Annotated in this window: 10 protein-coding genes; 5 read left to right on the top strand and 5 right to left on the bottom strand. The window is 69.8% G+C overall.

All coding sequences use genetic code 11. From position 1 onward, the window contains the following. Positions 1 to 9 precede the first annotated feature (9 nt). The 5 genes from D7X30_RS15555 to D7X30_RS15535 form a co-directional block, all read right to left on the bottom strand. The gene (locus D7X30_RS15555; RefSeq protein ID WP_120563683.1) at positions 10 to 888 is read right to left on the bottom strand and encodes a hypothetical protein; all 879 of its coding nucleotides are present in this window, start codon (positions 886 to 888) and stop codon (positions 10 to 12) included. 103 nt (positions 889 to 991) lie between these two features. After that, the gene (locus D7X30_RS15550; protein ID WP_120563682.1) at positions 992 to 1,435 is read right to left on the bottom strand and encodes a putative immunity protein; all 444 of its coding nucleotides are present in this window, start codon (positions 1,433 to 1,435) and stop codon (positions 992 to 994) included. A gap of 142 nt (positions 1,436 to 1,577) precedes the next feature. Continuing rightward, positions 1,578 to 2,951, bottom strand: a complete 1,374-nt coding sequence (locus D7X30_RS15545; protein ID WP_120563681.1) for a sigma-54 dependent transcriptional regulator — start codon at positions 2,949 to 2,951, stop codon at positions 1,578 to 1,580. Further along, positions 2,948 to 4,297, bottom strand: coding sequence for a HAMP domain-containing sensor histidine kinase (locus D7X30_RS15540; RefSeq protein ID WP_147443203.1), 1,350 nt, complete (start codon positions 4,295 to 4,297; stop codon positions 2,948 to 2,950). The genes D7X30_RS15545 and D7X30_RS15540 overlap by 4 nt, the downstream gene beginning before the upstream one ends. 158 nt (positions 4,298 to 4,455) lie before the next feature. After that, positions 4,456 to 6,060, bottom strand: a complete 1,605-nt coding sequence (locus D7X30_RS15535) for a hypothetical protein (RefSeq protein ID WP_233591576.1) — start codon at positions 6,058 to 6,060, stop codon at positions 4,456 to 4,458. 363 nt (positions 6,061 to 6,423) lie between these two features. Between D7X30_RS15535 and D7X30_RS15530 the strand changes: the two genes are divergently transcribed. The 5 genes from D7X30_RS15530 to D7X30_RS15510 all read left to right on the top strand — a co-directional run bounded on the left by D7X30_RS15530 (position 6,424) and on the right by D7X30_RS15510 (position 12,985). Beyond that, on the top strand, positions 6,424 to 7,422 hold the full coding sequence (locus tag D7X30_RS15530; RefSeq protein ID WP_147443202.1) for an HlyD family secretion protein: 999 nt from the start codon (positions 6,424 to 6,426) through the stop codon (positions 7,420 to 7,422). After that, positions 7,419 to 8,345 carry an ABC transporter ATP-binding protein gene (locus tag D7X30_RS15525; RefSeq protein ID WP_120563678.1) on the top strand — a complete coding sequence of 309 codons (927 nt, stop codon included), beginning with the start codon at positions 7,419 to 7,421 and terminating at the stop codon, positions 8,343 to 8,345. The genes D7X30_RS15530 and D7X30_RS15525 overlap by 4 nt, the downstream gene beginning before the upstream one ends. After that, complete coding sequence (locus tag D7X30_RS15520) at positions 8,342 to 9,478, top strand: ABC transporter permease (protein WP_120563677.1); 1,137 nt, start codon at positions 8,342 to 8,344, stop codon at positions 9,476 to 9,478. The genes D7X30_RS15525 and D7X30_RS15520 overlap by 4 nt, the downstream gene beginning before the upstream one ends. A 153-nt stretch (positions 9,479 to 9,631) precedes the next feature. Then, entirely contained in the window at positions 9,632 to 11,695 is a 2,064-nt protein-coding gene (locus tag D7X30_RS15515) for a hypothetical protein (RefSeq protein WP_147443201.1), read from the top strand. A 138-nt stretch (positions 11,696 to 11,833) separates the two neighbouring features. Continuing rightward, positions 11,834 to 12,985, top strand: a complete 1,152-nt coding sequence (locus tag D7X30_RS15510) for a M4 family metallopeptidase (RefSeq protein ID WP_120563675.1) — start codon at positions 11,834 to 11,836, stop codon at positions 12,983 to 12,985. Positions 12,986 to 12,996 lie beyond the last annotated feature (11 nt).

Below are 12,996 nucleotides of genomic sequence, written 5' to 3'. Positions count from 1 at the left end.
CGCCGTGATTCAAGGACAGCCGGAGCTGACCTCGAGCGCGTCATAGGCCATCCAGCCGTTGCGGCGGGTGCTGGTGGCGGCGATGACGTAGCCATAGATGAACTTCATGGTGCCGGACTGCTGGCGGTAGCGCCCCGCGCTGTCCAGCACCCAGAGCGGGATGTCGATGGAGGGGGCGCCCGAGTTCGTCGGGACATCCAGGCGCTGGAACTTCGTGCCCGCGGGGAAGTGGTCCACCGCGACGCCGCCCAGGCCGAAGCCCGGCACGTTGAAGGTGAGGTTCGCCGAGCGCAGGCCGTTGGCTCGCACGAGCGGCAGGTAGTCCCCCGCGCGCTCGTGGGTCGCCGTGCTGTCGTAGACCACCTTCTTGAGCTCGAGGTTGGTGTCGTGCGAGTTGCGCACGGCGTAACACGCCATCTTGCTCAGCCCGGAGCTCAGCGCGGAGACGTGGCCGACCTTTCCCTCGAAGGAGGTACGCCCCAGGATGGCGGACATGGGCAGCCAGCCCGCGCTCGAATTGGACGTCGACGTCGCGAACGCGTGCAGCTCACCGGCGAACGTGCGCGTCTGGCCGTAGTTGAAGAGGGAGCTCGTCCGGGTGGACGTGCCCACCACGGTGCCGTTGCCGTCGCGGATGGGCACGCCCGTGGTGATGCCCCAGGCGTCGTTGTCGTCCGGGTCGTTGGTCTGCACGCGGTTGCCGCCGGAGGGCCGCAGCTTGCAGTTGTACGGGCTCTCCTCGCACACCGTCCCGTTCACGCCGGAGAAGACCGCCTGCCGCGTGCTGGCCAGGTCCTCCGCCGCGACTGGCTCACCCTCGAAGGCCTCACCGCCACAGGCGACGGAGGCCAGCACCACCGTGCACAACACAGGTTTTTTGAAGTTCATGTTAAAAATGGAAATCCGATTTTGCTGGATTTGTCAAATGGCGCGGCCGGGCCAATGCCGGGTGGGCGGCATGGCCGGGATGCGTCGCGCACGCGCAGTGCGTTCAGCGATTGTTCCGGGCTGGAAACGCCAGGGCGTGGAGGTGTTCCGGCAGATGCTGGCGCTGCCAGGCGCGTTCCCGGGCGGTGGCTTCGGCGGCGTCCGAGACATCGGCCACTCCATGGGCCGCGGCGGTGGCCGCGAAGGTGGCGGCCTGTGACGCGTGGCTTGCGACGTGGGCGGTGGCGGCGGCGTGTCCCGCGGCGCGGGCCGCAGCGCATGCGGCGGCGTGCGTGGTGGCATCCGAGGCAGCGGCGTGCGCGGCGATGGCGGCCGCGTGCGCGTCGGTGATCAGCAGCTCTCCCCGCTGCCACGCTCGCGCTGCCTCGATGGCGTGGCGGGGACGGTGGTCCTCCGGGAACTTCTGTTCGAAGAAGGGGAGGACGCGCTCGGCGCAGTCAGCGGCCCAACGGGCCAGGGTTTCGTGGTCGGACCTGTCGAGCTCCATGCTCCGCTCCTCCCGGCGTCACACTCCTTGCGTATTCACTGTCATTTCAGCCTGTCAGGTCAATGTGTGGCCAGACCTGGCGGTTCCGGCTCCGCTGGCGAAAGTGATTGGGACTCCATCGAAGGACGCCGCGAGTGAGCATTCAGTGTTCCGGTTCCTCGCCTTCACTCAGGAGGCCGTGCTTGCGGAGCTTGTCGTGCAGCGTCGCGCGGCCGATGCCCAGCGCCTTCGCTGCCTCCGTGCGCTGGCCCTTGGATGCCGCGAGCGCCGCGAGGATGAGCTCGCGCTCGTGTGCATCCAGCTTCTCGCGCAGGGTGGCTCCGGTGCTGGAGGGGACCTGGGGTGACGTGGGGGCGCTGGCGCCTCCGGGCAACAGCTCCAGGTCCAGGGTTCCGTCGGCGGACAGCACCACTGCGCTCTCCAGGGCGTTCTCCAGCTCGCGCACGTTGCCGGGCCAGGCGTGGGCCGTGAGGCGCTCCAGGAGGGCGGGCGTCAGGGACACCGGTGGCATGTGGAAGCGCTCGGTGTGGCGGGCGAGGAAGTGCCTTGCGAGCGCGGCGATGTCCTCCGGGCGGCTTCGCAGTGGGGGCACCAGGAGCGTCACGACCTTGAGGCGGTAGTAGAGGTCCTCGCGGAAGCGGCCCTCCGCCACGCGCTGGGGCAGGTCGCGGTGGGTGGCGGCCAGGACGCGGACGTCCACCGGGAAGGAGCGGTCCTCGCCCACGGGCCGCACTTCGCCCTCCTGCAAGACGCGCAGGAGCTTCGCCTGGAGGGGCAGGGCGAGCTCTCCCACTTCGTCCAGGAGCAGGGTGCCTCCGGAGGCCTCGCGGAAGAGGCCCGGACGGGCGCGCACGGCGCCGGTGAACGCGCCCCGCGAATGGCCAAAGAGCTCCGCCTCCGCGAGCTCTGGCGTGAGCGCGGCGCAGTTGAAGCGCACGTAGGGTTTGTCCGCGCGCGGGGAGGCGCGCACCAGGGCCTCGGCGACGCGCTCCTTGCCGGTGCCGCTCTCTCCCGTGATGAGCACGGTGACGTCGCGGGGGCCCACGCGCTGGATGAGCAGGGCGAGCCGCGCCATCGACGGTGACACGAAGACCAGCGAGCGCAGCAGGTTCACCTCGCCAGACAGCCGCTCGTTCTCCGCCTCCAGCCGGACCATCCCGAGCGCCCGGCGCACCACGGCCAGCACGTCGTCCACGTCGAAGGGTTTGCGGAAGTAGTCCAGCGCGCCCAGCTTCATGGCCTCCACGGCGTGACGTTCCGAGCCGTGCGCGGTGATGAGGATGACGCGGGGCGCATGCGGACGCGCGGCGACGCGGCGGAGCAGCTCCATGCCATCCACGCGCGGCATGCGCAGGTCGCTGAGCACCAGGTCCACGGGAGGCTCGGAGTCCAGGCGCGCGAGCGCGGCCTCGCCATCCACGGCCTCTTCGACCGTGAGCCCGTCGTCCTCCAGCAAGCCGCGCAGCGTGTAGCGCACGCCTGCGTCGTCATCCGCCACCAGCACGCGGGCCTTCATGGCAGGGCCTCCTTTCGCTGCGCTTCAACCGGCTGGGGCGCGGCCGGGAGACTCAGCTCCGCCACGCAGCCGCCGCCTTCACGGGCGCGCAGGCTCAACTCTCCGCCGTGCTGGCGCATCAGGGCTCGTGACAGTGCCAGGCCCAGGCCGGAGCCGTGGGGCTTCGTGGTGATACCCGGCTCGAAGACGCGCTCGCGCACCTCCGCCGCGAGTCCGGGACCCCGGTCCCGCACCTCCACGTGGCCGCCACCCTCCATGGCCATCCAGGCCTGGAGCTCCACCGTGCTGCCCCGGGGCGCGGCGTCGAGCGCGTTCTGCACCACGTCGATCAACACCTGCCGCACCTTGCGCGCGTCGCACCACACCTCCACTGGCGGCCCCTCCGCGACCCGCAGCCCCACGCCCCGTTCTCCCGCCATGCCTTCGTGCAGCTCCGCCACCTGCCGGCACAGGCCATCCAGCGGCACGTGCGCTTCGTTGAGCGGGAGCAGCGGCCGGGAGAAGTTGAGGAACCCTTCGAGGATCTCCTGCATCCGGTCCACCTCCCGGCGCAGCACCGCGAGCCGCTCCGCGGGCCGGCCCTCCACCTCGCGGGCAATCATCGCGGCCAGGCCCTTCACGCTCGCCAGCGGGTTCTTCAATTCGTGGGCAATCTCTCCGGACAGCGTGGTGAGCGAGCGCACGCGTTCCTCATGTGCCTTCAGTGCTTCATCCCGTGCATCCAGCGCCGTGCGCACCATGCCCCGGTACGTGCGCCGCATCGTCGTGCCGATGAAGTTCGCCCACAGCACGAGGAACGCCGTCACCGCGAGCATCGTCAGGAGCAGCGCGTCGCTGTGCCCCGCGCGCCGGCCGCCTCCGAAGAGCACGGGCACCAGGTCCTCCACCGCGCCCGTGAAGGTCACCGCCGCCTGCACGCCCAGCAGCGCGAGCAGGTAGCCCACCCACCTGCGCGCCCTGGCCGGCGAGAAGAGGATCGCCGTGGCGAAGCTCACCGGAAGCACCAGCGGAATGAGCGGGCTCTCCAGTCCCCCCAGCGACAGGTTCACCACCGTGAACAAGGGGAATGCCACCAGCGGCAACACCGTGCCCTGCTCATGGGACACCACCGGCTGCCGCCGCCACGACGCGGCGACCGCCAGCCCCACCAGCACGAGCCCCAACGCCAACGCCACGCACCACCGGCGCCATGCGGACGTGTCCCCGATGAGCCCCAGCGACACCATCACCACCGGCAGGGGACTCAGGAACGACAGCACCTTCGTCACCTGCCGGAACATCCGCGAGAACGCCTCGCGTTGGACCTGCTCGACTCCGGCGGCCGTGGGCTGGGGTAGGGAATGCAAGGCGCGTCCTCCTGGACCGTGGGCGCTACCCTATGCCCAAGCAAGGCGGATGCCCCAGCCCGTGTGCCCTGGGGCCTCCTCCTCTCTGCCCCCTTCGTGTTCGGAGACCCGGCACCGGGCGTCGGAAATCCGAACACTCCCGGTGCCGAGGGCGGTCGCTACTTCCGGATGCGCAGCGTGACGGAGGTGAACACCTCGACGCTCTTCCCGTTCTCCTGGACGAAGCTGCTCGTGTAGCCCACCGGCTTGATGAAGATGTCGCTCGCCTTGTGCTCATTGACGGCCTTGGCGCTGAACCGCGCCAGCTGCATCGTGCCCATGGCCATGCCCGTGCAGCCCACGCACTTGGGGGCCTGGTACGCGAACACCGTGCCGCCCTCGATTTGATTCGTGCCGTTGAGGCGCGGCTTCGGGACGGCGATGAACAGCCGCTGCTCGGTGCCAGGAATCTCCCAGACCGCGCCCAGCGGGAGGCTGCTGGTGCTGTCCGGGTTGGTGCCCACCGGACGGAGGGTCACCTCGGTGGAGCCACTGCTGTCGATGGCCGGGTTGATCCTGACGAGCTCCTCCTTCTTCGTCCACCCCAGCCAGTGGAGCTGCGGGAGGTTGTAGTTGTCCGCCGCGAAGGTGCTCATGAAGCTGCTTGAGTCGGCGGATGACTTGACCACCTGGGTAGAGGGGTCTCGCACGTTGCTGTGCGCGAGGCCGAGCACGTGCCCGATCTCATGGGCATAGTCCCGCACCAGGGTGCCCTTGAGGAAGACGCTGCGCGAGCCGGCGTTCGAGGTGGAGCACATCCCGCCAGGCAGCACGAACACCGTGAGGAACGCGCTCGAGTTGGCCTTCTGGCGGGCCTGGTTCTTCGCCGTCGTGCAGTTGCTGCTCGTCACCTGCACGGTCTGCGAGCCGGTGAACTCCAGGCTCACCTGGCCGCGAGACGCGACGGCGTAGTGGCGGTACACGTCGCGGATGGAGTTCTGGATGGTGCTGAGGGCGGGCGTCGTCCTGCCATCCAGGGTGATGCGGACGACCTTGACGGTGTGCTTCTTGTTGATGGCGGCCAGTCTGTTGGCGTTGTTGTTGTTCTTGACGCAGGTCGACTCATCGCCAGCACAGTCGTAGCGGTGCTCCGAGGGGGGCGCCTCGACGTCTTGGATCCGGAACGAACGCACCTGGTCGTTCGCGCTCGCGCCGCTCCCGAACGAGGTCTCACAGAGGTTCGTGTCGGTCTCGACCGTGACCGAGTCGCCGGTGCAGTCCCCAGCGGCATGGAGCGTCACGGCCTTGCCGATGGGCACGTCGACGAAGGAAGCGCCCGCGGCCTGCGGGAGGGTGTGGCAGCCGTTGGATGGAGCCTCCTGAATCACCTGGGAGCCGCCGTTACAGCTTTCACGCACGCGGACGAGCGGCGCGCGCGGGGCGATGAGCTGCTCGCGCAGCGCGGACCAGTTGGCCGCCGTGCAGTTCTCTGCCTGCACCTCATCCAGGAAGAGGCCGTCCTCGAGCTCCGCGTGCTCGTAGGTCTGGCACGTCTCCCACAGCTCGCTCCAGTGTGCCCAGTCGCAGGTCCCCGCGCCGACATATGTCTCGACGCACGTGAGCGACGCCGCGAGCTCCGGGGAGACGACCGCCTGCCGCGTGGCGGTGACGGCTGCCTCGGCGCCGCCGGACTGTTCGTGGGGGGGCTGCTCCCAGTCCTCGCCCTGACACCCTGAACCCAGAACGCCGAACAGCATCACGCCCATCATGGACAGCTTCCGCATACCTCTCCCTCGCAGCCAATGGCCGCATGACACCGCGAAACATGTGCAGTGGATCAAAACTCCCTTTACATGACTTCCATGTAAAAAATGACAATCCGCTTGGTATGTTTTGACGCGCTGTGTGTCTGGAATTCCGGCGACCCGGCGTCCGGCGCCGGAACTTCGAACAGGTGAGGGGCCTGCCCCCGGGGGCTCCCCTGGCGTTCAGTGTTGGCACGCCCAGTGCTCAAGGTGACGCCAGGACACGGGTTCAGGACAGGCCCGTGAGCCGGACGCGGACCCCCTGGGCGAGGCAGGCGTAGCGTGGCCCCGCCGCGCTCGGGGGGCGCTCCAATCGCGGCGAGGCCGCGCCAGGAGGCACGGGTGTCGGGACCGGGCAGGAAGAGGAAACACTCGAAGCGGGGCATCGTCGCGGGGGCGGTGCTGGTCGCCGTCATCATCAGCGGCATCCTGTGGTTGCGGCGGCCGGCCCCGGAGCCGCCGCCGCGCTTCACCGGCTTCGTCGTCAGCGACAACGTCTACCTGTCCTCGCCAGTGGCCGGCATGGTGGCGTCCGTGTCGGTGGAGCGTGGACAACGCGTGGAGGTGGGCACGCCGCTGTTCCGCATGGAGCCCACGTCGCTTACGGCGCGGGCCGACCAGGCGCGGGCGCAGGTGGGGCAGATCGAAGCGCAGTTGCTCGCGCGCCAGTCGGATGTGGCCCGCGCCCGCGCCTCGCTCGTCGCCGCGCAGGCGGAGGCGGACCGCGCGGACGCGGAGCTGGCCCGGCTCGTCGCCGTCCAGAAGGCCATCGAGGGCGCCGTGACGCCCCAGCAGCTGGACCTGCTGCGCGCGACGGCGACACGCGCTCACGCCCAGCGCGACGCGGCCCGCACGGACGTGGCGGCGGCGGGCGCGCAGCTGGAGGTCGTCCGCGCCCAGCTCGCCAGCGGACGCGCGGGCGTCACCGCCGCGGAGCAACAGGTCGTGGAGCTGGCGCCCGTGTCCCCCGTCGTGGGCCGCGTGGAGGACGTCCTCTTCCAGCAGGGCGAGTGGGCCATGCCCAACGCCCCCGTCGTCAGCATCATCCCGGACGCGAAGCTGAAGGTGCGCTTCTACGTGCCGCAGGGGAGGGTGGCGTCCTTCCCGCCAGGCACCTCCGTGGCCATCGCCTGCGACGGTTGCGACACCGGGATGACGGCGCGCGTGGACTACGTCGCCTCGCGCCCGGAGTACACGCCGCCCATCATCTACAGCCTGGAGACGCGGCAGAAGCTGGTGTTCCTGCTGGAAGCGGTGCCCTCCGCGCCCACGCGCCTCTTGCCCGGGCAGCCCATCGACGTGACACCGCTGAAGCAGGCACCCGTGGAGGCGGACCGATGAACGAGCGGGCCATCGACGTGCGCGGGCTCAACAAGTCCTTTGGCGACCGGCACGTCGTGCGGGACGTCTCCATCGCCGTGGACGCCGGACGCATCACCGGCTTCCTGGGCCCCAACGGCTCCGGCAAGACGACGACGCTGCGGCTCCTGTGCGGACTGCTCACGCCCGACAGCGGCGAAGGCACCGTGCTGGGCCTGGACTTCCGCGCCCGGGGCGACGCCATCAAGCGCCAGACGGGCTACATGACGCAGAAGTTCTCCCTCTACGAGGACATGACGCTGGAGGAGAACCTGTCCTTCGTCGCGCGCGTCCACGGCCTGGAGCAGCGGCGCGAGCGGGTGGAGGACACGCTCCACCGGCTGGGGCTCTTCGACCGGAGAGGCCAGCTCGCGGGCGCGCTCTCCGGCGGCTGGAAGCAGCGCCTGGCCCTGGCCGCCGCGACGCTGCACGAGCCCCGCCTGCTGCTGCTGGACGAGCCCACTGCGGGTGTGGACCCCAAGGCCCGCCGTGAGTTCTGGGACGAAATCCACACGCTCGCCGCGGACGGGCTCACGGTGCTGGTGTCCACGCACTACATGGACGAGGCGGAGCGCTGCCACGACATCGGCTACATCCTGTACGGGCGCCTCATCGCGCGGGGCACGGCGGACGCGCTCATCCGCGACTCCGGGCTGGTGACGTTCCTGGGGGAGGGGCCGGGCATCGACCGCGCGGCGCACCTGCTGGCCCAGGCGGACGGCGTGCTCAGCGCCTCCGCGTTCGGCGCCGCCGTGCACGTCAGCGGGTTGAAGCGTGAAGCCCTGGAGGCCGCGCTCGTCCCCTGGCGCAAGGAGCCCTACCGGTGGAGCGAGGTGACGCCCTCCCTGGAGGACGTCTTCATCCAGCTCATGGGTCGCGAGCGCGACGAACGGTACACGTCATGACGGGCTCGCTTCCGCGCATCCTGGCCGTGCTGCTCAAGGAGTTCACGCAGCTGCGGCGCGACCGCATCACCTACGCGATGATCCTCCTCATGCCGGTGATGCAGCTGCTCATCTTCGGCTACGCCATCAACATGGATCCCCGGCACCTGCCCGCCGCGGTGCTGTCCCACGACACCAGCACGGTGGCGAACTCCGTCGTCGCCGCGCTGGAGCGCACCGGCTATGTGGACGTGCGCTACCTGCCGCGCTCCGACGAGGAGCTGGATCAGCTCATCCGCCGGGGACAGGTGATGCTCGGCATCACCATCCCGCCGGACTTCACCCGGCGGGTGCTCAAGGGCGAGCGCGCTCAAATCCTCGCGGAGGCGGATGCGTCCGACCCGCAGGCCGCGGCAGGCGCGCTCGCCGCGGTGAGCGTGCTGCCCACGGAGGCGCTGCGGAACGAACGGCTGGGGCTGGGGGCGCCCCGGTCCACCGCGCCCGCCTTCGAGGTGGTGGTGCACCGGCGCTACAACCCGGAGAGCCGCTCCCCGGTCCACATCGTGCCGGGCCTGCTGGGCATCATCCTGTCCATGACGCTGGTGATGATGACCGCCATGGCCGTCACCCGCGAGCGCGAGCGCGGCACCATGGAGACGCTGTTGTCCACGCCCGCCACCCCGGCGGAGATCATGGTGGGCAAGCTCACGCCCTATGTCGTCGTGGGGTTGGTGCAGACCGTCGTCGTGCTGGGCATGGCGCGGGGGTTGTTCTCGGTGCCCATGGCGCGCACACCCGCGGGATGGCTGGCCCTGGCGTGCGGCATCGTGCTGTTCATCGTGGGCAACCTGTCGCTGGGCTACCTCATCTCCACCGTGGCGCGCAGCCAGTTGCAGGCGATGCAGATGTCCATGTTCTACATGCTGCCGTCCATCTTCCTCTCCGGCTTCGCCTTCCCCTTCCTGGGGCTGCCGCCGTGGGCGCGGGTGCTGGGCGAAATCATCCCCGTCACGCACTTCCTGCGCATCGTCCGGGGCGCGCTGCTCAAGGAACAGGTGCTCGCGGACATGGGGAACGACCTGCTCGCGTTGGGGCTCTTCGTACTGGCGGTGGCAGGCGCGGCGCTCGCGCGCTCACGCACCACGCTGGATTGACGCCACACGTCGAGCATGACGCATCCGCGAAAGGAGGGGGCTTGGACGTCCGGACGATCCAACCGGACCGCCGTTTGCAACCTTACTTCCGCACCGGAGCCACGCCCCCGTGGTTTCGCGGGGTTCAGTCCCGCGTCCGGTCTGGAGATGCCCATGTCTCGTGACGACTCCTGGAGGGTGACCCTCCCCTTCGTGCTCCTCTGCGTGGCGACCTTCGCCGCCGGCTGTGGGGACGATGATGACAACTGCGTTCCCAGGACGTGCGAGTCGCGGGGGTTCAACTGCGGCGATGCGACGGACGGCTGCGGAAACACGCTCGACTGCGGCACCTGCGCGGCGCCCTCGACCTGTGGCGGTGGCGGCGAGGACAATGTCTGTGGTTGCCCCGACATCAAGACGGCGTGCAGCCCCGGGAACGAGTGCGGCACCGAACCCGATGGCTGCGGTGGCACCGTCTCCTGCGGCACGTGCGCGGCGCCGGAGGTGTGCGGCGGGCGCGGCGTGGCGCAGACCTGCGGCATCCCCGCCGAGAACCGCGAGTGCAGTGACGGCTGGTGCTGGGAGTATCCGCTGCCCCATGGCTACAGCTTCAAGGGCGCGCACTTCAGCGCGGCCAATGACGGCTGGGCCGTGGGTGAGGACGGCTTCATCCAGCACTGGGATGGAACGCGCTGGACGCGCGTGGCCAGCGGGACGCTGACGTCGCTGCACGACGTGCACGCCCTCTCCGCGACGGACGTGTGGACGGTGGGGGCGGGCGGCACCGTGCTCCACTCCACGACGGGCGGGGCCTTCTCGCCCGTGAGCTCCGGGACGACGCGCGACCTGAACTCCGTGTGGGCCGCCGGTCCGGGCGACATCTGGGCCGTGGGCGCCAACGGCACCGTGCGGCGCGACCAGGGCAGCGGCTTCCAGGGCGTGGACGCGTCCACGACGAAGGACCTCAACGGCGTGTGGGGCAGCGGGCCTTCGGATGTCTGGATGGTGGGACAGTCCGGGACGCTGCGCCGGTACGACGGCGCCGCGGTCTCCGGCATCGACGCGGGCACCACGGCCATCGACTTCCATGAGGTGACGGGCACCGGTCCGAACGACGTCTGGACCGTCGCCTCGGATGACCCCTGCATCCTCTGCGACGACTACGGCCAGGTGTTCCGCACCACGCCCGCGGGCATCGAGCAGTCCCTGCGCTCGTCGGATCAGCTGTTCTACGTGTACGCCGCGTCGCCCTCGCTGGTGCTGTCGGGTGGAGAGGACTTCGGCTACGTCTACAACGGCACGAAGTGGACGGACACGGACGAGGACGCCGTGGGGCCCATCACCGGCAGCGGGCCTGACAACGTGTGGTCCTTCGGTTCGGGCGGGCAGGTGCAGAAGTGGAGCGGGCAGGCGTGGACCTCCCAGGCCCCGCTGCGCACCTTGAGGGTGGCGCGGGCCATCCATGGCACGGGGCCGTCGGACGTGTGGGCGGTGGGTGACCCGGGCCGCGTGCTGCACTGGAACGGCGGCGGCTGGATCGAGCCGCAGCTGGACTTCTCCCCCTTCGACGACGTGACGGGCGTCTACGCGGCCTCCCTGGCCGAGGTCTGGGTGACGTCCTCGTTCCACGACCGCATCTACCGGTTCGACGGGGCCCGCTTCGTCACGCAATACACCGCGGAGTCGTCGCTGGCGCTGAACGCCATCCACGGCGCGTCCGCGACGGACATCTGGGCGGTGGGCGCGTCCGGCCAGGCCGTCCATTTCGACGGCACCACCTGGACGCGGAAGCCCACGGAGGTCCAGGCGACGCTCAACGCCGTCTGGGTGCAGGGGCCCTCGCTGGCCATCGCGGTGGGCGACGCGGGTACCCTCCTGCGCTGGGATGGCACCGCCTGGAGCACGATGACGTCCGGCACCAACAAGGCCCTGAAGGCCGTGTGGGGCAGCGGGCCGTCGGACGTCTGGGCGGCGGGCGCGGATGGCACGCTGCTGCGCTACAACGGCGCGCTCTGGCTCCCCGTGGCCAGCGGCACGACCTCACAGCTCAACGGGCTGATGGGACGCTCCGCCACCGAGGTCTGGGCGGTGGGCGACAACGGCACGCTGCTTCGCTTCGACGGCGGCAAGTGGAACGCGGAGACCACCGGCACCCGCCGCGTCCTGCGGGGCGTGTGGGCGCCGTCCTCGTCGGAGCTGTGGATGGTGGGGGACACGGCCGTCCTGCACAAACCCTGACACCACGCGAGCAGGCTTGAGCGCGTGGCGCCGTATGGGCTCCCTGGCGACCAGCGAGCCCATGCCGTGCCGTGTCCCGAGCACGGCCCGCCGCCATCACCATCGTCTTCTGGTACCCCCTTCAGAAGGAGAACGGTGATGTGCTGCAACACCCGAATCTGGCATTCCCACCACTGCATCCTGCCGCCGTACGTCAGCCGGCAGATTGCGCAGAACGGCTCCGCGCAGCAGCGCGCGCGGGCCTTGCGGACACTCTCCATCGACAACACCCTGCGCGCCATCCGCCTGTCCACCAGCGGCGCGCCCCAGGCTGCGAAGCGCCTCATCCCCGGCCCCATGGTCGTGGAGAGCCAAAAGCAGCGCACCATCTACGACGTGAAGAACACCGAAGCCCTTCCAGGAACGGTGGTCCGCACGGAAGGCTCGGACGACACCGGAGACCCGGCGGTCGACGAGGCCTATGTCGGCCTGGGCGCGACGTATGACCTCTACTGGGACGTCTACGGGCGCAACTCCATTGACGGCAACGGCATGCCGCTGAACGGTCACGTCCACTATGGCAGCGGCTACGACAACGCCTTCTGGGACGGCGAGCGCATGGTGTTCGGCGACGGCGACGGCGAGCTCTTCAACCGCTTCACCATCTCCGTGGACGTCATCGGGCACGAGCTGGCCCACGGCGTGACGGAGCACGAGGGCCCTCTTGCCTACTTCTCCCAGGCGGGCGCGCTCAACGAGCACATGTCGGACTGCTTCGGCTCGCTCGTGAAGCAGCGCCTGTTGAACCAGACGGCGGATCAGGCCGACTGGCTCATTGGCGAGGGGCTCCTCACGGACAAGGTCAAGGGCAAGGCCCTGCGCTCCATGAAGGACCCCGGCACCGCGTTCGATGATCCGGTGCTCGGCAAGGATCCGCAGCCGGCCCTCATGAAGGACTTCGTGAACACGTGGGAGGACAACGGCGGCGTGCACATCAACTCCGGCATCCCCAACAAGGCCTTCTGCCTCGCGGCCACCAACCTGAAGGGCTACGCGTGGGAGAAGGCCGGCCTCATCTGGCTGGAGACGCTGCGCGACCCCCGGCTGAAGCCGAACGCCTCGTTCCTCTCCTTCGCCCGGCTCACCGTGACGGCGACCGTCCGGCTCTACGGCAGCGGCGACGAGGAGCAGATCGTGCGTGACGCCTGGAACCAGGTGGGCATCAAGGTCTCCAAGGAGCGGGCAGGCCAGCCGGCCTGGACGCCGCAGGTGCAGAAGCAGGCCGCGCAGCCGGTGCAGCGCAAGCACTAGGACCTGGAGTC

Origin of the sequence: Corallococcus sp. AB011P, assembly GCF_003611605.1 — a bacterium.
GTDB lineage: Bacteria > Myxococcota > Myxococcia > Myxococcales > Myxococcaceae > Corallococcus > Corallococcus coralloides.
The sequence above is the reverse complement of the archived record's forward strand: the minus strand, read 5'-3'. Positions and strand labels throughout refer to the sequence as shown.

Excerpts from the sequence above, each read along its gene's own strand:
- D7X30_RS15555 (WP_120563683.1), bottom strand. The coding sequence starts at position 888 with ATGAACTTCAAAAAACCTGTGTTGTGCACGGTGGTGCTGGCCTCCGTC.
- D7X30_RS15550 (WP_120563682.1), bottom strand. The coding sequence starts at position 1,435 with ATGGAGCTCGACAGGTCCGACCACGAAACCCTGGCCCGTTGGGCCGCT.
- D7X30_RS15545 (WP_120563681.1), bottom strand. The coding sequence starts at position 2,951 with ATGAAGGCCCGCGTGCTGGTGGCGGATGACGACGCAGGCGTGCGCTAC.
- D7X30_RS15535 (WP_233591576.1), bottom strand. The coding sequence starts at position 6,060 with ATGCGGAAGCTGTCCATGATGGGCGTGATGCTGTTCGGCGTTCTGGGT.
- D7X30_RS15525 (WP_120563678.1), top strand. The coding sequence starts at position 7,419 with ATGAACGAGCGGGCCATCGACGTGCGCGGGCTCAACAAGTCCTTTGGC.
- D7X30_RS15520 (WP_120563677.1), top strand. The coding sequence starts at position 8,342 with ATGACGGGCTCGCTTCCGCGCATCCTGGCCGTGCTGCTCAAGGAGTTC.
- D7X30_RS15515 (WP_147443201.1), top strand. The coding sequence starts at position 9,632 with ATGTCTCGTGACGACTCCTGGAGGGTGACCCTCCCCTTCGTGCTCCTC.
- D7X30_RS15510 (WP_120563675.1), top strand. The coding sequence starts at position 11,834 with ATGTGCTGCAACACCCGAATCTGGCATTCCCACCACTGCATCCTGCCG.